The 17,800-nt window shown below is 57.4% G+C and carries 16 protein-coding genes and 1 tRNA gene; 6 read left to right on the top strand and 11 right to left on the bottom strand.

The window, feature by feature from the left end; all coding sequences use genetic code 11:
* Positions 1–2 precede the first annotated feature (2 nt).
* From ACRRQW_RS19905 to ACRRQW_RS19880, 6 genes are read right to left on the bottom strand one after another with little or no spacing between them, the layout of a single operon-like run.
* Complete coding sequence (locus ACRRQW_RS19905; protein ID WP_438483381.1) at positions 3–1,004, bottom strand: peptidylprolyl isomerase; 1,002 nt, start codon at positions 1,002–1,004, stop codon at positions 3–5.
* Positions 1,001–4,360, bottom strand: a complete 3,360-nt coding sequence (gene mfd, locus ACRRQW_RS19900) for a transcription-repair coupling factor (RefSeq protein WP_438483380.1) — start codon at positions 4,358–4,360, stop codon at positions 1,001–1,003. The genes ACRRQW_RS19905 and mfd overlap by 4 nt, the downstream gene beginning before the upstream one ends.
* A gap of 57 nt (positions 4,361–4,417) precedes the next feature.
* Positions 4,418–5,134, bottom strand: coding sequence for a ribonuclease III (rnc, locus tag ACRRQW_RS19895; RefSeq protein WP_438483379.1), 717 nt, complete (start codon positions 5,132–5,134; stop codon positions 4,418–4,420).
* 2 nt (positions 5,135–5,136) lie between these two features.
* Positions 5,137–5,934: an ABC transporter permease gene (locus tag ACRRQW_RS19890; protein WP_438483378.1), complete on the bottom strand. Its 798-nt coding sequence runs from the start codon at positions 5,932–5,934 to the stop codon at positions 5,137–5,139.
* Positions 5,935–5,937: 3 nt separating this feature from the next.
* On the bottom strand, positions 5,938–6,750 hold the full coding sequence (locus ACRRQW_RS19885) for an ABC transporter permease (protein ID WP_438483377.1): 813 nt from the start codon (positions 6,748–6,750) through the stop codon (positions 5,938–5,940).
* 37 nt (positions 6,751–6,787) lie between these two features.
* Positions 6,788–7,618, bottom strand: coding sequence for a ParA family protein (locus tag ACRRQW_RS19880; protein ID WP_438483376.1), 831 nt, complete (start codon positions 7,616–7,618; stop codon positions 6,788–6,790).
* 107 nt (positions 7,619–7,725) lie between these two features.
* On the opposite strand from ACRRQW_RS19880, the gene ACRRQW_RS19875 reads away from it, so the two are divergent.
* From ACRRQW_RS19875 to ACRRQW_RS19860, 4 genes are all read left to right on the top strand, one after another.
* Positions 7,726–7,800: transfer RNA gene (locus ACRRQW_RS19875), tRNA-Cys, on the top strand.
* 173 nt (positions 7,801–7,973) lie between these two features.
* Entirely contained in the window at positions 7,974–9,032 is a 1,059-nt protein-coding gene (locus ACRRQW_RS19870; RefSeq protein WP_438483375.1) for a tyrosine-type recombinase/integrase, read from the top strand.
* A 62-nt stretch (positions 9,033–9,094) separates the two neighbouring features.
* A complete protein-coding gene (locus ACRRQW_RS19865) occupies positions 9,095–9,520 on the top strand; it encodes a hypothetical protein (protein WP_438483374.1) in 426 nt (141 codons plus the stop codon).
* A 4-nt stretch (positions 9,521–9,524) separates the two neighbouring features.
* Complete coding sequence (locus tag ACRRQW_RS19860; protein ID WP_438483373.1) at positions 9,525–9,992, top strand: hypothetical protein; 468 nt, start codon at positions 9,525–9,527, stop codon at positions 9,990–9,992.
* 188 nt (positions 9,993–10,180) lie between these two features.
* On the opposite strand, the gene ACRRQW_RS19855 is transcribed toward ACRRQW_RS19860, so the two are convergent.
* Entirely contained in the window at positions 10,181–10,522 is a 342-nt protein-coding gene (locus ACRRQW_RS19855; protein ID WP_438483372.1) for a hypothetical protein, read from the bottom strand.
* Positions 10,523–11,245: 723 nt separating this feature from the next.
* Here ACRRQW_RS19855 and ACRRQW_RS19850 point away from each other — a divergent pair.
* The gene (locus ACRRQW_RS19850) at positions 11,246–12,325 is read left to right on the top strand and encodes a PA0069 family radical SAM protein (protein ID WP_438483371.1); all 1,080 of its coding nucleotides are present in this window, start codon (positions 11,246–11,248) and stop codon (positions 12,323–12,325) included.
* A 171-nt stretch (positions 12,326–12,496) separates the two neighbouring features.
* On the opposite strand, the gene ACRRQW_RS19845 is transcribed toward ACRRQW_RS19850, so the two are convergent.
* The 4 genes from ACRRQW_RS19845 to ACRRQW_RS19830 all read right to left on the bottom strand — a co-directional run bounded on the left by ACRRQW_RS19845 (position 12,497) and on the right by ACRRQW_RS19830 (position 15,661).
* Positions 12,497–13,339 (bottom strand): MIP/aquaporin family protein, encoded by an 843-nt coding sequence (locus ACRRQW_RS19845; protein WP_438483370.1) that lies wholly within the window; start codon positions 13,337–13,339, stop codon positions 12,497–12,499.
* A complete protein-coding gene (locus ACRRQW_RS19840; protein WP_438483369.1) occupies positions 13,339–13,842 on the bottom strand; it encodes an arsenate reductase ArsC in 504 nt (167 codons plus the stop codon). The genes ACRRQW_RS19845 and ACRRQW_RS19840 overlap by 1 nt, the downstream gene beginning before the upstream one ends.
* Complete coding sequence (locus tag ACRRQW_RS19835; protein WP_438483368.1) at positions 13,839–14,249, bottom strand: ArsR/SmtB family transcription factor; 411 nt, start codon at positions 14,247–14,249, stop codon at positions 13,839–13,841. Before ACRRQW_RS19835 ends, ACRRQW_RS19840 begins: the two co-directional genes overlap by 4 nt.
* A gap of 203 nt (positions 14,250–14,452) precedes the next feature.
* Positions 14,453–15,661: a flavoprotein gene (locus ACRRQW_RS19830; RefSeq protein ID WP_438483367.1), complete on the bottom strand. Its 1,209-nt coding sequence runs from the start codon at positions 15,659–15,661 to the stop codon at positions 14,453–14,455.
* A 416-nt stretch (positions 15,662–16,077) separates the two neighbouring features.
* On the opposite strand from ACRRQW_RS19830, the gene ACRRQW_RS19825 reads away from it, so the two are divergent.
* The gene (locus ACRRQW_RS19825; RefSeq protein ID WP_438483366.1) at positions 16,078–17,799 is read left to right on the top strand and encodes an outer membrane beta-barrel protein; all 1,722 of its coding nucleotides are present in this window, start codon (positions 16,078–16,080) and stop codon (positions 17,797–17,799) included.
* The last annotated feature ends 1 nt before the right edge of the window (position 17,800 follow it).

The following is a 17,800-nucleotide window of genomic DNA, read 5'->3' as shown; positions in this document are numbered from 1 at the left end:
CTTTAGAAGTGCTTAACGTAGGCGTTGCGCCGCAATTTCTCGAGCCAGCGCTCGGTGGATTGGCGGGTGCCCTGAGAAATCAGCATGCGCTCGATCTCGGGGCGAACCTCGTCGATTGGGAGGATGCCGGCGTATTTGCGATCTTCCGCGAGGAAGATAAATGCGCCTTCGGTCAGAATGATCGGTTCGCTGTATTTGCCCTTTTCGAGGCCGAAAATCGCGTCGCTGAATTCTTTGCGCAGCGCCGAGCGGAGCTGCCAGCCCATGTCGCCGCCTTTGCCCTTGCGGGAATCCTGGCTGTATTTGCGTGCGACGTCGCCGAAGTCGGAGCCAGCTTTGAGTTCGGTGACGATGATTTCCGAGCGGCTGCGGAGGGTTTCGTCGGTATCGCCGGCGTTGCGCGAGAGCTGGATGACGCGGAGCTTTACGCTGTCTTCCTGGTTAAACTGATCTTTGTGCTCTTTGTAGAACTCTTCGATTTTAACCGGGCTGACCGTGCTCGAAGACTTGCGCTGCTGCGACTGCATGTAGCCGTAAATCATGTCCTCCTCGCGTTCCTTGCGGTAGTCGCGCTGGGAGATGCCGCGCTCGCGCAGGTAAGCGAGGTATTTGCTGCGGTCACCGTCGAACTGCGTGATGATCGTCTCGGCGACCTCGTTATCAATATAGCTCGCCGGCACCTGACGCTTTTCGTCTTTGTAGAATTCTTTCACGATCAACACCCGATCGATCAGGTTCTGGATGACGTCTTCCTGATACGCTTCGAGCTTCTCGTTGAAATCCTGTTCGCTCTTCGCATCGCGTTGGATTTGGGCCACGACCGGCGCGATTTCCCGGCGGATATCGTCCACGGTGATGATGCGGTCTTCGACGATGGCAGCGATCCCGTTGGCGTAGCGTAGGTTAAGATTGTCCTGCGGACGATTAGCTTGGGCTTGGGCGTTAAACGCAGCTGCCACGGCCAAGGCCAAAAGTGAGGTTAAACGAACGAAACGGTGACTCATGAAACAGCGGGGAGATTTTGCAGAAAAACGATAATTTCTTTCAACCTTGAGAGGGGAGTGGGAGCGGTCAAGCGGGGAAAGCGACTGCTCAATTGGATGAAATCGTCACGTTTTCCCGAATTTCGCAGGCACTTTAGGCGGTTGCCTTGGGTTTCGACGGAAATGACCCCTTTTTGTTCCGCACGCGAACGGATTTCCGTGACCAACAGCAGCGCCTTCACCGGCTCGCCGAACTTGCCAAAACGATCGCGCAATTCCGCTTCGATTTCCTTCAGGTGCTTCGGACTCTCCGCCATCGCCAAGCGCCGGTAAAAATCGATGCGCAACCGGGTTTCGCCGATGTAGCTGGCCGGTAGTCGGGCTTGGATCATGTCGATTTCGCCTTCGACGCGTTCGGCCTGTTTGAGGGCGGTGAACGTGTCGGTGGCCTCCGCACGGACTTTTTCGCCGTCGCCACCTTCGCCCACGAACACGAAATCCAGCTTCACGCTCGCGCGAACGAGCGACGCGTGTTTCTCGCCCTTCAAGCGCGCGACGCTTTGCTTCAACAACTGGCAATACAGTTCAAAACCGACGCCCACGATGTGGCCGCTTTGCTCCGCGCCGAGCAAATTGCCCGCGCCGCGCAGTTCGAGGTCGCGCATCGCGATGCGGAAGCCCGCGCCGAGCTGGTTGTGCTGGCGAATCGCGCTCAACCGTTGTTTCGCGATGTCGAGCAGTCGCGCATGCCGATGCAGCAAAAGATACGCGTATGCCTGATGCTTAAACCGCCCGACGCGGCCGCGCAGTTGGTAAAGTTGCGAAAGCCCGAACCGATCCGCTCCTTCGATGATGAGGGTGTTGCAATTCGGAATATCCAACCCGCTCTCGATGATCGTCGTGCAAACCAGCACCTGATATTGGCCCGCGACAAACTCCGTCATCACGCGCTCCAGCCCTTCCGCGCCCATTTTGCCGTGGCCGACGCCGACGGTGAGATTGGGCAAAAGTTCTTTGAGCCGCGCGGCGACCAGATCGATCGTCATGACGCGGTTGTGGAGGTAGAAAACTTGTCCGCCGCGCCGAATCTCGTGCTGAATCGCTTCGACGATCACTTTTTCGTCGTAGCTTTTCACGATGGTCTGAATCGGCAGCCGGTTCGACGGCGCGGTTTCGATCGTGCTGAGATCGCGCGCACCGGTGAGCGCGAGATAAAGCGTGCGCGGAATCGGCGTCGCGCTCATCGAAAGCATGTCGACGTGCGCGCGCCAGCGTTTGAAAACCTCTTTGTGTTTCACGCCGAAGCGCTGCTCTTCGTCGACGATGACCAGGCCGAGATCTTTGAACTTAACATCGTCCTGCACAAGGCGATGCGTGCCCACGACAATGTCGATTTTTCCCTCGGCGAGCGCGGCGATGATCGCTTCCTGTTCTTTCTTGGTGCGGAAACGACTCAGCATTTCCACCGCGACCGGATAACCCGCCATGCGTTCGCGAAACGTATTAAGATGCTGCTGTGCGAGCACCGTCGTCGGCACCATGACCGCGACTTGTTTGCCGCCCATCACCGCTTTGAACGCACCGCGAATCGCGACCTCGGTTTTGCCGAAGCCGACGTCGCCGCACACGAGCCGATCCATCGGGCGTGTGCGCTCCATGTCAGCTTTGACGTCGACGATCGCCTTTCCCTGATCGCGCGTTTCGGTAAACGGAAACGCGGCCTCAAATTCCTTCATCCACACGTTATCCTCGGCAAATGCATGGCCGGGTTGCGCCTCGCGTTGCGCTTGGATCGCGAGCAACTCGGCGGCGAGATCGAGCGTGGCTCGCTCGGCCGATTGACGCGCTTTTTCCCAACGACCGGAGCCCACGCGGCCGAGTTGCGGTTTGGTTTTCGTCAGGCCGACGTAACGGCTGATGAGGTGCGATTCCTGCAGTGGCACGTGCAGCGTGACTTTATCGTCGAACTCTAACGAGATAACTTCGCGGATGCCGTCGTGCGTTTCGAGTTTTGTCAGCCCGCGGTAAAGTGCGATGCCATGTTGGAGGTGCACCACGAAATCCCCTTCCACTAATTCCGAGAAATCCAGCAATTGCTCGATAGCCGATTGCGTCGCAACCGCGCGTTTCGGTGCGGAGCGACGCGCGCGACGACGACCGAAAATTTCCGTTTCGGTGACGACGACGAGGCCTTTTGTCTTCGCCGAATCGGCACGAGTCGTGCGCCGAAACCCTTCATTGAGCGCACCGCGCAGGTAGCGCGGTTTGATTTTTTTTAACGCGGAGTCGCTTTCGATGAGTTCGCGGACGCGTTGCTCTTCGCCTTCTTTCGAAACGACGACGTCGACAGCGTAGCCTTCCGTTTTCCATGTTGCGACCTGAAGCAGAAAATCGCGGCGCGCGGATTCCTCGGCTGCAAGCCGTTCATGCGCGAGCAAACGATCTTCCGGATACGAGCGGTGATGCGAAAGCGATTCGGTGTCCCACGTATCTTCGCTCGTCGCTTGGTCGAAGAGTTGCGTGGCAAGATCGAGATCGCTCACACCGAAAAGCTGCGCGCACGTGCGAGGTAACTCGCCAAGAATCGTGGGGCCATCCGATGCGTGCGCGTGAAAAATCTCTTCAAGCGACTTGGGCTCAAGCAGCGCGGCGTGTGCGGCGGGATTTAGATAGTCCAGCAGCGACGCCCGCTCCGAGGACGTATGCAGTTTCGGCGCGGCCGTCAGCGTGATGCGTTCCGCCGGCTCGCCCGAGCGCTGCGTGACCGGATCGAGCGCGCGGATTTCTTCGAGCGTGTCACCAAAGTAATCGAGGCGATACGGCTGCGGTGCCGTGATGGGATAAACATCCACGATGCCGCCGCGCACCGCGTATTGGCCGGGCGCTTCGCACACGGCTTCACTGTCGTAATCGAAGGAACGCAGCAGATCCAACAGCGCTTGAAAAGAAAGTGCGTCGCCGCGCGAGAGTTCGGTTTCACGCGTCGCAAAATCGACGAGTGGCGGCACGTTTTGCGAGAGCGCGGCGGGCGTGGCGAGCACGACGAGCGTGCCGGCGTGAGCGGTGACGTTGCGCAGGCCGCGGAGTTTGCTCAACACGCCGAGGCGATCGCTCGCAGCATTGAAAGCCTCGCGCATTTCCCGATTCGTCGTCTGGGCTTCCGGAAAAGAGATGATTTCCAGTTTCGTTTTTGCTCCGGAAGCGTGATGGAAAAGAGCGATGTCCTCGCCGAGTGAATCGGATTTTTGCGCCTCTTCATGCACGACCAGCCAGATGGGCGAGGGCGCGGTGCGGATGAGTTCGGCCACGGCATGTGCCTGCGCGGCGGGACAAACGCCGGTGAGCTTGGTGCGTGGTGCGGGTGAAGAGGAATCCATCGAACGGAGAGGGCGCTACGAAAGGCAGATTTCCCGGCGGCGCAATTCTGCGCTGGGCTATTTTGCGGAGGCGCGCTCGTTTTCCAACACGGTCAGGGCGACGCGCGCCGCGGCTTCTTCGGCGACTTTTTTCGAAGGGCCGTTACCCACGCCGAGTTGCCGGTCGTGGAGAAACACGGCGACGGCGTATTCGCGTGCGTGTTTCGGGCCGGTCGTGTCGGTGACCTCGTAACGCAACGCAGTGTTGCCGTGCACGGGTTGGATGAGTTCCTGCAAACGGCCCTTGGGATTCTCTGCGTCTTCGGTGTGCGTGAGGCGCTTTTCGAGCGGCCCATACCAGCTGAGCACGAGGCGCTGCACCGTGGCCAAATCACTGTCGAGATAGAGTGCACCGACGAGGGCTTCGAAGGCGTCCTCCAAAATCGATGCGCGCGAACGGCCGCCGGCATCGTGCTCGCTTTTGCTGAGCAGCAGGCACTCGTCGAGCCGGAGGTCGCGCGCCATCTCGGTGAGAAATCCGCCTTTCGAAAGAATCGCGCGACGACGACTCAACACGCCTTCGCGTTCCGTCGTGTAGCTGCGGAAAAGGGAGTCCGTCAGAATAAATTGGAGCACGGAGTCGCCGAGGAATTCGAGGCGCTGATTGTGCGCCACGACGGTGGGATCGTCCTGCAAATAAGAACCGTGCGTCAGCGCTTCCTGCAACAGCGCGGGCGAGCGAAACTCGTAGCCGAGGCGTTTTTGGAAATCGTGGATGATGTCGGCGTTGGCCATGGTCAGGAACTGGCGCTGGTGTAACGCCGCAGTCCGCGATGAAAGGTGAAAATCGCGGTGCCCAGCCACACCACCGTGATGCTCAAAATCCAGAGCACGAGCTGGAGATCGAAACCCTTCATCAGCGTTTGCGCGGGAATGTTACTGACCGCGACCATGGGCAGCACCCAGACGAAGGCCACCTGCGCAATCCCGCGAAAAGCCTGCCGGGGGATGCGCGAAAATTCGCTGAGCGTGAAATAACTTCCTTCGATGCCTTGCGCGCTGGTGATCCAGAATGCGGCGGAGATGCTCATCACCAGCACGCTGTAGTGGATGATCACACCGCACACGACGAGCAGAGCGTAGAGTGCAATGTCGAGCCAACTGGGCGAGAGGTGCAATTGATGCGCCGAATACGCCACTACGGAGATCGCGACGAGGGAATTAATCAGGCTGTCGGGATCCAGTTTCCGCGTGGTCGCGGTGAACATGACGTTACCGGGCTGGGCGAGAAAAAAGTCGAAGTTGCCGGTGCGGATATTCCGGCCCATCTCGAAAATGCTGCTCCAAAAAAATCCCATGAGGAAGCGCTGGATAAGCATCGAAGTGCCCACGAGCAGCATCATCTCGTATTGGGTCCAGCCAGCGACGGTATCCGTGTGTTGGTAGATTACCGAAACGAGCATGACATTCACCGTCATCCAGAAAAGTTCGACCATGGCCCACACAAAGAAATCTCCGCGGAACATGAGCGTGCGCGTCACCGCATAGCGCGCAGAAGCGAGCCAGATACGAGCGTAATGTCCGATGGAAAACATACGTTAGCCTCCGACTGCGGTGTGCAGACGTAATCCCCGGCGCCAGAGCAACTGGCCCGTGCATAAAATCACCACGGTCCAAAACAGTTGAATCAGCAGCATGTTGCCTGCGGTTGCCGGATCAGTGATGCGCCCGGTGAGCAGGGCTACGGGAAAATACATTTGATAAAAATACGGCAGACCGGTCGAAAGGTCGAAGATCCATTTGGGCAGCAGATCGAGCGGGAAAATCTGCCCGCCTAACACAGACTCCAACGCCATCGAAAGAATGACGAAGCCTTGGATCTCCAAGAACCAAAACGTCAACATGCCGAAGCAATACGCGATGCCGAACTGGATTAAGGCCGACATCATCAACGCAGGAATCGCGTAAAGGTAAGGCCACAGCTCCTGGGGTAAGGTCAGGTAATTTTTAAGCAGCGGATACGTGACGATCAGCGGCAGTAAAATGAGCAGCCCGGTCACGAGTCGCGCCGACAGGTAAATGCTGAAGCGGTAAGCGAAATAATTAACCGGCTTGAGGAGGAACTGATTGATGAGGCCGTTGCGGATTTCCTCGCTGATCTGGTAGTCTTCATTGAAGGCGCCGATCATGAACTGCACCACGATCAGGGCCACGAAGTAGGTGATCGTTTGCTCCAAGCTGAACCCGCCAATGGAATTATTACCCGCATACGCCGCGCTCCACAAAATGAACACGACCACCAAATGGAAAAACGAAAAGAATCCGCGGATCGCAAAGTTCACCCGGTAAATCAGGTTGCTTTGCAGGCCGACGAGAAACGCCGTGTAGTATTTGGAAAAAGTGGCGAGCACGGAGGGTGCAGGGAAACGCGAACCGCCTTAAACGCAACTAGGCGCTCGGCGCGGCGGGCGCTGCTGCGACCGGAGTCGGCGCGGGTTTGTCTTTCAAATTGAAACGTGTGGCGACTTCACGGCCCAACGCGCGATAGGCGACCGCACCGGGGCTGGCGTTATCGTAAGCAAAGATTGGTTTGCCGAAGCTCGGGGCTTCGCTGAGGCGCACGGTGCGCGGAATCACCGTGCTGAAAATTTTGTCGGACAAATGTTGCTTCACCTCGTCGACGACTTGCTTCGAGAGATTCGTGCGACTGTCGAACATCGTCATCACGACTCCGCCGATATCGAGGGCGGGATTGACGCCGGCGGTTTTGAGGCGGTCGACGACTTTAAGAATCTGGCCCAAGCCCTCGAGCGCCATGTATTCGCATTGGAGTGCGATCAAAAGATGATCAGCGGCCGCCAAGGAGTTCATCGAAAGCATGCCGAGCGCGGGCGGGCAGTCCAAGATGATGGCGCGGTAGTTGCCGGAGTTGCGAATCGGGTCGAGGACGGCGCGAAGTTTGAGGAGATAATTTTCCTGCTGGGCGAGTTCGATTTCGATCGCGGCCAGATCGACTTCCGAGGGGATGACCGAGAGATTCGGCCATGCGGTGGGCGTGACCATTTCCAAGGCGGTGCCTTCACCGCGCAACGGGCCGTAGAGGCTTTTGCCCTCTTGTTTCTCGATGCCGAGGGCACTCGTGGCGTTGGCCTGAGGGTCGAGATCGACGACGAGCGTCGGGATTTTTTGCTCGGCGAGAGCGGCCGCGAGGTTGATCGCGGTGGTGGTTTTGCCGACGCCGCCTTTTTGGTTGGCGATGGTGAAAACAGTGCAGGGCATGCCGGATTAACCGGAAACGCCGCCGCATAGTCTAGCGCGAAGTAGGTGGCATTTCAGTTCTTGCAGAACGTGAAAAACTGACCCAACTTGCGCGCTCGTTTGATTTGGGTGCGGTAGCCAAGTGGTAAGGCCGAGCTCTGCAAAAGCTCTATCCGGCGGTTCGATTCCGCCCCGCACCTCCAATTTCAACTGCCTGCGCAGCTCTGAGATCGGAGGGTCGATGTGGAAACGGACACCAAAACGGACACCAGATTTTCTACTCCTAGAAAATTTGGCGTAACGGGAAGTAACTCGCCCGCTACCCGCTAACGCTGCGGAACCGTTTCCGGCTATCGTCGAGCTTGTGCTCACCACCATGAAAACCCGCTATCGTTTGACCCGCCGCGGCAGCCGCGGAGATACGTTTTATTGCAAAGACACGCTGACCGGAAAGCGAACCAGCCTTGCGACGAACGACGAGGATGCCGCCGAACAAATCGTGCTGGCGAAAAACCAGGCGGAACGACAACCGATCCTCAATTTGCAGATCGCCCGGGCGTATTTGATGGGAGCAGACAAGGCCATCGGCACGCGCACCTGGCGGGATGCGGTCACGGCATTAACGGAGACAAAGTTGGGCTCCAACAAGGACCGGTGGATCACCGCGCAAAAGGACAAGGCGTTTGCGCCGCTTTGGTCCCGGGCACTGGTCGAAACCCAAGGAGAGGAACTCTTGAAAGTCATGCGGGCGGGCTGCGTGTCCACCAATACTCACCTCAGGAGGCTGCATAATTTCTGCGTGGACATGAATTGGCTGCCCTGGCCATTGGTCCCGAAACGGCAATGGCCGGCGATCCGGCACAAAGAGAAACGCGCCATTACGTGGGAAGAGCACGCCCGCATCGTGGAGCGTGAAGGCAATGCCGAGCGTAAAGCGTTCTATCAGTTGGCGTGGTATCTTGGACCGTCCCAAGGCGACCTCGCGAACCTCCATGCGGAGGACATCGACTGGGCCAGCCACACGATCACGTACGTCCGCATGAAGACGAAGTGGCGCGAGAATCAGACTCCGCCCCAGGTTAAGTTCGGTCAGAGCGTCGCGGAGATTCTGCGGACGCTGCCGAAAGCCGGACCCTTGTTTCCATACCTTCGCGGCCGGAAGCCGGGCTACCGCGCGAACGAATTTCGCGAACGCTGTCTTGGTCTCGGCATTCACGGGGTGAGTTTGCACAGCTACCGTTACGCCTGGGCGGAGCGCGCGAAGACCGCCGGTTATCCGGAACGTTTCGCGCAACTTGCTCTCGGTCACAACAGCAAGGCCGTGCATCGCGCTTACGCGCGCAAGGCTCGCGTTACGCTGCCCGCTCTGGAGGACTATGAAAAAAACGAAACCCCTGCGGCAGTGATCACTCTCCCAGTTTCGGCAACGGCGTGATCATATCGTCGAGTGGCGTCAGGAAGACGCGACAAGGCGCCAAGCGAAGCGCTCATCCACGCATGCTTGCCTCGGTGTCCCACACTGGCTTTCAAACTCCTGTGCCAAAACTCAGTGCTCTCATTTTCTGTTTACTGTTTGTCTGTGGATTTGGAGCGGCTCCCGAATCGTCAATCCCCGGGCCAAGTCTCGTAGGTGCGTGGAAGCACAATGCCTCAACCAGCGGCAAAGTCGTCGTGCTGCGTTTCCATGCCGACGGCAAGTTCGACGGCACGATCGAACTGAAGGATCAAGGAAGCATCCGCTTCGCTGGGAAATGGGAGTTCAGCGCAGGTAAAATTATTTACGCCTACCAGAAACCGAACGCCTTTCAGGATGAAGACAAAGTCATCACGTTAGAATCGGACTATTTTATCATCCAAGCCCTTGACGGTGCACAGCGTCGCTACGATCGAATCGGCAAATCAAAGAAATCAGTTCGCCCGTGAAGGTATGATCCGACTCTACCGTAAAAATTCAGATGGCCTTGAATATTGGGAGACGTGGGAGGCCGACGGAAAGCACACCATTCATTCGGGACAGGCCGGCTATCGTGGAAAAAGCGAAACCGTCCGGGGTTCCTTGTTTCGGTCATCAGCGAAGACGATTGATGCGCTGATCGCCGAGAAAAAGAAAGAAGGGTTTTATCAAATCCCCAATTTGGAGACCATGATCATTGAGTTCACTATTCGAGGCAGGGGCACGCCTGAAGATCTTGAGAAGCGCCACCGCCTCGAAGACCGCATGAACGAAACCCTAGGATGGACCGGCCTCGGCCATTGCGACGGGGGGAGAATTGGCAGCGGCACGATGGAGGTCCGCTGCTTCGTCGTGAATTTCGAGATCGCCGCAAAGTCTGTTACAGCTGATTTGGCTGGAACCGAGTTCTCACGCTTCTCGCGCATTTACCGACGGGACTAGGAACGCGCTCAATGAAGTTCATCGAGTGTTGGTCGGGCGCCGCGATCTTCTGAACCGAGCCATCTTCCCGATTATGTGAAAAGCTAAGCCCCGCAGTCCCGATCACTCTCCCAATATTGGCGACAGAGTGAACCTCGCGGAGAAAATTCCAGAGCAATGTCCACGGACGCCGCATGGGCTACTCGAATTTATCCGACCGCCGAGCGTGGCGGTGAAGAACCTGCGGCCCCGTCGGTTTGGAATTCGACAGGCGCGCCCGCGCGCCGATTTTTCTTTTGCCAGTGCACGCTGAGCGCGACCGTTAGCTTTGACAGCCATGCGGTGTCCTCAACCGCCGTGAGGATTTCTGTCGTCGCGAAATACTTCACTGAGTTTGGTTGAGGTTTACCTAGAGGTTTGAGTAAACGAGCTGCAATTAGCACGGGCACGTCGTGTGGTTGGCAATTGAGGATCCATGCAGTTTGTTCAACCGTCAGACGAGCCGGAGGCTTTCGGAATAGGCTCAGGAATCGGTGCTGATCGTCGCGCATTGAGGACGTTTTTCAGGGCTGCGCGTGCGATCGACTACTAGGAAAAACGCTCTTTTGCGGCACGCGGCGGTGCGACCGGTTCCGGGCTAGCGAGTGGGCTACGGAATTTTGCGCTAAAATCGCGCAGTTGATCGTATGGCTAATGGTGGCAGAGAAATTCGACGATGGGCACATAGTCACAGTTTAACTCGATTACGTTGTTGGAATCACGTGCGCCGTAGTGACGGCCGCGACTTGTGGGTGATTCGTTTCCCAGCAAGCTCTTGGTTCCCAACTATGGGGTCATGGTGCGCTTTTAGCGCACAACAGGGTTAATATAGCGGTTTTTTTTGCCTCGTCAAATCAGCCCCTCTAGCCGCGAACGCGTTGATGCATGTCGTGCGCCGGTCAACGCTGACGGCGCAATTCCGGTGGGATCGATGAAAATGGTGGCCGACTCGGGCGCTGGATGGTCGCGTAGGTTTTCGCTTCCACGTTCCGCGGTCGGCTGAATCTACGCCGGAAGAATGCTTTCGATCACGGTTGAGCAGAGCTTCTCGACGGGCCGACTTCGGCGCAGACCATCACGTTGGCCATCTCTCATTTGGTCCCGAGGCGGGCATATCAAAGTTCTAATGGAAACAATTTGACAATACGTGTTCAAATGAACACGTATGGTCAAAACTGCAGATCTTCACAGGCATCTCACGGTTTCTGCTAAACGAATTAAAACGTTTCGAACCCATGCAACCGAACACGCGAATTACAGGTCGGGGCCCAAATATAAATCCGCCGAATCGATTTGATCCACTCATCGTGGCTCCCGATGAGAGCTATGGTGAATTCGATGAATTCACTGGTGTCCCGATAGAGCGAGGCAGTCCCAGAACCAAATATTACTTCGACGCTTCCGAAAGTATCATCACAAAAAACGAAAGCCCCGACCTCGGCAGGCATTGGGGATTGAACAGTTACAGGGGATGTTCTCATGGATGCTCATATTGCTTCGCCCGTCCTTATCACGAATACCTCGGTTGGAGCAGCGGCATAGATTTCGAGACGAAGATTCTCGTGAAATTGCGGGCGCCAGAACTACTGCGCTCAGAACTGGAATCACCCAAATGGATTCCCGAGCCGATCATGATGAGCGGAGCAACCGACTGTTACCAGCCAGCGGAACGACACTTCCGAATCACCCGCCAGTGTCTCGAAATAATGGCCGAATTTCGTCAGCCGGTCAGCATAATCACTAAGAACTTTTTAGTAACCCGGGACATCGATCTACTTCAAGATCTCGCCAAGCATAATTGCGTTTCTGTGCACATCTCTGTCACATCTCTCGATGCCAATTTAGCTGGCAAGCTGGAACCTAGAGCCGCACGACCCGAACATCGATTGCGCGCGATGAGAATGCTGAGCGACGCGGGCATTCCAGTCGTGGCCATGGTGGCACCCGTAATTCCGGGACTCACTGATCACGAGATTCCTGCTATTCTCGACGCCGTTGCTCAAGCAGGAGCGAAAGGATGCAGCTGGGTTATGCTGCGCTTACCGCACGCGGTGAAAGATGTTTTTCTCAGCTGGCTCGAAGATCACGCTCCAGGAAAAAAAGAAAAAATCATCTCGCGAATTCAAGACGTTCGGGACGGAAAACTCTACGATTCAAACTGGGGGACGCGGATGCGAGGCACAGGGATTTTCGCCGAGCAGATTGGTAAGGTCTTTGAAGTCACTGCCCGGCGGGCAGGGCTGAATCGCGAGCGCCCGCAACTTTCCGGCGCAAACTTTCGAAGGCAAAGTCGCGGACAACTCGAGATGTTTTAGTTGGCCGGTGAACTCCAGAATAGCTGAGAGTATTCAATTATAGCCGGCATACGCGCTCGCCTCGTGGGAAATCATGCAGCACAGCCGTCAGCACACGCAGCGGACTTTTCGGGTCTTCGATAGCACCGGCGAGTTGTCCGCTTTCCGAAAACCTCGCGCTCCCGAAGTTATCTAGGAGGCTTCTCCGCTCGCTGCGGAATAGTGCGGCGCAAGGAGCCACCGATATGCCCCACCGCCCAGCACCGCTCCGACTAACGGCGCGACGACATACACCCAAAACCAGCCGGTTTCGTTCGTGGCGAACGGGACGCTTTCCCATCCGGCGAATGCACTAAAGATGCGCGGCGCTAGATCTCTGGCCGGATTAAAAGCAGCCATCGTGAGCGCGCCGAAGACTGAGATGAGAATCGTGACCGTTAGCCCGATCATCGCCGGTGCGAGAATGCCCGCGCGTGTCTTATTTCTCAAATCCGTGATGCTCATCACAGCGAGCGCGAGGATGCCCGCGCCGATTGCTTCGATGAAGAACGCGGTTTCGAGGGTGACGGCAGCGCGCGCCGCTTCCGTGAGCGCTTGGCCTGCGGGATTAGGAAAGAACTCGCCGAAAATCATGGCGGATGCCTCGCTGCCCACTGCGCCCCGCGTAATATCGTTCGCGGCCTCGTAGCTCCGCAGCGCGCCGTGAAAGGCAGCGTAGAGTGCGGCGCTTGCCGCGAACGCTCCGAGAAACTGCGCGGCGACGTATCGCGGAACGAGCTTCCATCGGAAGTCCGTCCATGTCGCGAGCGCGACGGTGATCGCGGGGTTGAGATGCGCTCCGCTCAGTCCGCCCGCAATGTGAATCGCGAGGGCTATTGCGATGCCCCAAACAACCGCCACTTGAAACACGCCCACCTGCGCGCCTGTGAGCACCGCAGAGGCGACGCCCCCGCAGCCAAAGAACACGAGGATAAACGTGCCGAGGAATTCACCGACGAGCCACGCCGGAAGGAATACCCGTTTGCCTTGCCTCATTATCGAGCCATCTGATTTTCGCCTTCGAGCTTGTGCGCGTCGCCGATGGCGCGCACGCGAGTCGCGTCGAGTTGGCCGTCGGGGAGCGCGCAGAAAAGTTCGAGGCGGCGGGAGATTTGAGACGCGACCTGCACGAAGAGCCACTTGCGTTGGTCTTCCGTTCCTTGCGCATCCGCGGGGTCGGGCGAGCCGAAGTGCGCAGCGACGGGCATGCCGGGGAAGATCGGGCATGCCTCTTTGGCGTTGTCGCAGACCGTGATAACGAAGTCGAAGTCAGTCGCTTTGAATTCGTCCCATGACTTGCTACGCGCATCGCTCGCATCGATGCCGTGGTGTTCTTTGAGCACCCAGAGGGCCAGAGGGTTCACTCTGCCAGTGGGCTTGGAGCCGGCGCTGTGCACCTCGAAGCGACCTTTGCCTTTTTTGCGAAGGAGGTATTCGGCGATCACGGAGCGCGCGGAGTTGCCGGTGCAGAGGATGAGGACTTTGTAGGGACGATTCATGGGTAGCAGGCTTTTGAAGCTTTCTTTTTGGGCGACGGCGGACAGCAGACGGGACTCTCTTCGAAAATCTTTTTTTTGATTTTCTGCTTGGCCTGTCGGTCGCGGATGAAGGTCTTGTGCTCGGAGGTGCAGTCTTGGAGGCAGGCGAGGTTCGCGGACAACTCCTTGGAGCGCTTCTCCGGGATGCTGTAGATCATCCAGTTCGCTTCGCGGCGCGCCTCGACCATCCCACGGGCGCGTAGGTAGGCGAGGTGCTTGGATATCTTCACCTGCGGCTCTCCGAGGATTTCTTGGAAGTGGCAGACGCACAGCTCTCCGTCATGGAGTAGATTCAAGATGCGTAGGCGCGTCTCGTCGCAGAGGCACTGGTAGATTTGAACGAGGCTCATGGCGTCAGCAGCACTCATCTTCGGTTCTCCTCGTCGTTCGGGAGGACGAAGCGGAGTTCTTTTTCCGAGTGCTGCAAAGCGCGGACCTGAATTCGATTAACTGCATGCCTAAATAGGAATATGCTTTTTAAAGAATATGCAGCAAATTTAAAATTCAGATTTCCATGTCTTCAGTTTCTAAATCAACCTGCCGGACTTCCATTAGACCGGATTACTCGCACCTAATCCGATGCGAGTTGGTCGAACAATTCTTTTTCAAGCATTCGGGCTGTTGCGGGTAAGTTGGCGGCGCTTGCAACGAGTCCTTGGCCTGTCTTGGAGAGATAAATTTCTCCCGCAGGATCCACTGCGAAAGGAGATGCACTGTGCATGACGTAGTCTACACTCACTCCCGGCCTTCTGTCGCTTAGCTGACCATCTCTATCAATGGGAAATTCGCCGCGCTGAGGTTGGAACACCGCAATCAGCACAGCGGGGTTTTTGCTCCGTTCACGGATTCCATCGAAATCGAACGGAGCAGTGCGCTGATTTGCGGGTTCGCTGCGTTGGGATTTTTTTGAAAGAGCATCTGACTTGGCTGCATCGAGAAGGGTTACTTCGAAGTTCTCCACTGTCGCCGCATGTAGCACCAAGTCGAATGAATGCGTTTCCACCGCCGCCGTGAGTAAGGTGAATAGTTCTTTGGCCGTGTCGAAATATTCATCTGCTTCGTCTCCGACCCCGACGGGCTGTCGGCTACCCAACAACTTGACCTCATGACCACGCTGGATGAATTCCCGAACGAATTCCGCCCCCGCTTGGCCCGCGCTCGGATGCGGGGACAGCTTCCATCCTCCGGTCACGGCAAAGGTCTCCCCGCTTGTCACCAAAATGCGCAGGCGCCGTTTCGGACGAGCGAGTGCGACTTCGATCTTTAGCACCGCTTCTTCGGCAGGCATCATTTCGTCGCCGGCATGGTTGCTTGGCTCCGGGGACAGAGCGGTAGGGGAAAAAATGTGCACTCCCGAGTCGGCGAGACGGGCAATCGCCAAAAGCGAAGAAGAATGCTGCGCCATTTCACTGGTCATGGCGGAGACAATTATTCGCGCTTTGTGACGATAGTGAGCAAGGAATAGTTCGCTCAGGAAGTCTTCTGTTACGCCGGCGGACAACCGTGTCATCGTGCTGGCCGTTCCCGGACAGATGATCAGGCAGTCGGCCCAAGTGGCGAGAGTGGCGTGGTCAGTTCCTTCTTGGACGCCCCAAGTTAGCTCGAGCACCGGCCAGCCCGAGAGCGTCTCGAGCGTGGCCGCGCCCACAAAACGCAGTGCGGCCGGAGTGGCCGCCACGCGCACAGGGTGTCCGTTGCGGACGAGGCGTGTCAGCACATCACATGCTTGGTAGCAGGCGACCGACCCCGTGAGGACGAATAAAATTTTTGCATCACTCATGGGAATAAGTGCGCAGGCATGCGTTCGCGTCCACTCGACCGGTGCCTCGATTCTTAGAATAAGAGGGACGGTTCGATGAAGCTGAGCAGTCGCGTTGCAGGCGGCGCGACCGAATGATTTGGAAGAATGGTTTCAACGAAGGGGCGTTCAGGTGTGCACGCCGAGGCAGGTGAACTGGCCAGCGGCGAGGTTACAGAAACGCGTTCCGTGGATTGGGGATTACGTGTGTGTGTCGAAACGGAGCAGAGATCGTTCGACGCGTGACGCTTTCGGTGCGTGTCACCGTGGCGGCAAATTGAAAAGAGGCCGTAACCGCGAATTCACTTTCGCGCTTATTTTTGGGAGATTCGTTACGGCAAAGTAACGACGGCGTAGCGAGTTTGGCATATACAATCGTTAGGATGCTCCGCTTCCCGATGATCACACCCTCATCCCCGTTTTCAATTTGGTGCAGCCTTGCTCAGAAAATCCTTCGCGCTGCTTCGTGCGTGCTGGCGTGGACGCTCGTGATGTCCGTTCACGCCGCCACGGCCCCAGATGGTCGGGCGCTGGCCGAACAGGTGCGCGAGATCGCCAACGAGACCGGCACCTCGCGTGCGAAAAAAGAAAAACGCATTTCCAATGCGGTGCGCGTCGCGACGGTCGCGGCCACGGCCTATCAAACTGAGTCGTCCAAGATCTCAGCCGTGGCGTTGGAGTTTGCCGAACGTGCGGCGGCAGCGGCGCCGAAATTTTCTGAGACGATCGGTAGTGCCGTGGCGTTTACGCCCGCGGTGACGAAGATCGATGGCATGACCGCGCGCGTGCGCGCCACCGCGGCGGCAGCGGCCAAGTTGCCTGCACCTCGCTATGAAGCGGTGGCTGCGGCACCTGCAGGCGCTTCGCGTGCGCGCACGCTTACGCCCGAGACAGTGGCGGTCGCCCCGCATGTTAACGTTGAATATGCGCCGGTTGCGCAAGCGCGTGCGCCCGCTATTCAGGAAGAAGTTGAACGCGCCGCCTCTCCGCGCGTGGGATCCGCTCGCGACGGCGACACCGGTCTCAAGGCGACGGACGTTGTCCTGTCGCGCCGCTATCGATTGCACGCGACGCTTGATGTCGGTGCGCGTTACGATGACAATGTTTACCTGAATCACGGGGATGAAGCGGACGACGTGATTGCAACCGTGGCCCCCGGTATTGATTTTGCGTGGGGTGAACGGGCGAACGCTCACGGTGCGCTGGCCTATCGCCACGCTTTCCAGCACTACCTCGACGATACGTCTGAAAACGTGAATCTCGGACGCGGCAGTGCAGCCTTTGGCTTCATCGGCAACCGTCTGAGCTTTCAGTCATCGGCTGCATTCCAGCAGAGTAACCAAAACAACGGTGACGTCGCGGTGCTCGGCGAGAACGCAGCATTTCGGCGAGATCAATTAAATCTCGGCGCGGCTTCGGCCTTCAGCATCTCGGAAAAAACGAGCGTCAATGCCGGCGTCGAATACGATCAGGTGCGTTATCGTTCCGATACATTCAGCGGCAGCGAGGCAGTGTCGTTGCCGGTTCGCTTATTCTGGAAAACATCGGCCAAACTTGAAGTGGGCGGCGGCGCGACTTATCGCGTGGAAGAACCGCAACGCGTCGGAGCAAAAGCGAAAGACTGGTTTTATAATCTCGGGGCCAAGGGAGATTTTACCGAGCGTCTCACAGGACGTTTCTTCGTTGGCTATCGCACCCGCGAGGTCGAAGGTTTCGAACGCGATGACGGGTTGGGCCTGGAAGGTGGTTTTGATTATAGGGCGAGCGCTAAGAGTCGGCTTGCGTTGTCACTCTCCCGGGATTTTGCACTTGGTGCACGCGGTGAATCAGTGACACGCAGCCGCTATGCACTTCGCTGGATTTCGACTCCCACGCCGTTTCTGCGATTCGAAGTGGGCTCGACTTACCAAGCTAGCGACTACGGTGCGTCGATTTTTACGGGCAACCCGAACTTGGCCCGCACTGACGACTTTTGGTCGGGCGACGTTTCCATGGCCTATAGTTTCAACCAGTGGATCAGCACCTCGCTGGATTATCTGTTCCGGAATAATCAATCGTCGATCGCGACGGCGGAGTTCTCCAACAATATCCTAAGTTGGAACTGGCAGTTGCGGTATTGAA

The organism is Oleiharenicola lentus (genome assembly GCF_051660365.1).
Taxonomy (GTDB): domain Bacteria; phylum Verrucomicrobiota; class Verrucomicrobiia; order Opitutales; family Opitutaceae; genus Lacunisphaera; species Lacunisphaera lenta_A.
Note: the sequence above shows the minus strand (reverse complement) of the source record. Positions and strands in the feature narration are given on the sequence as shown.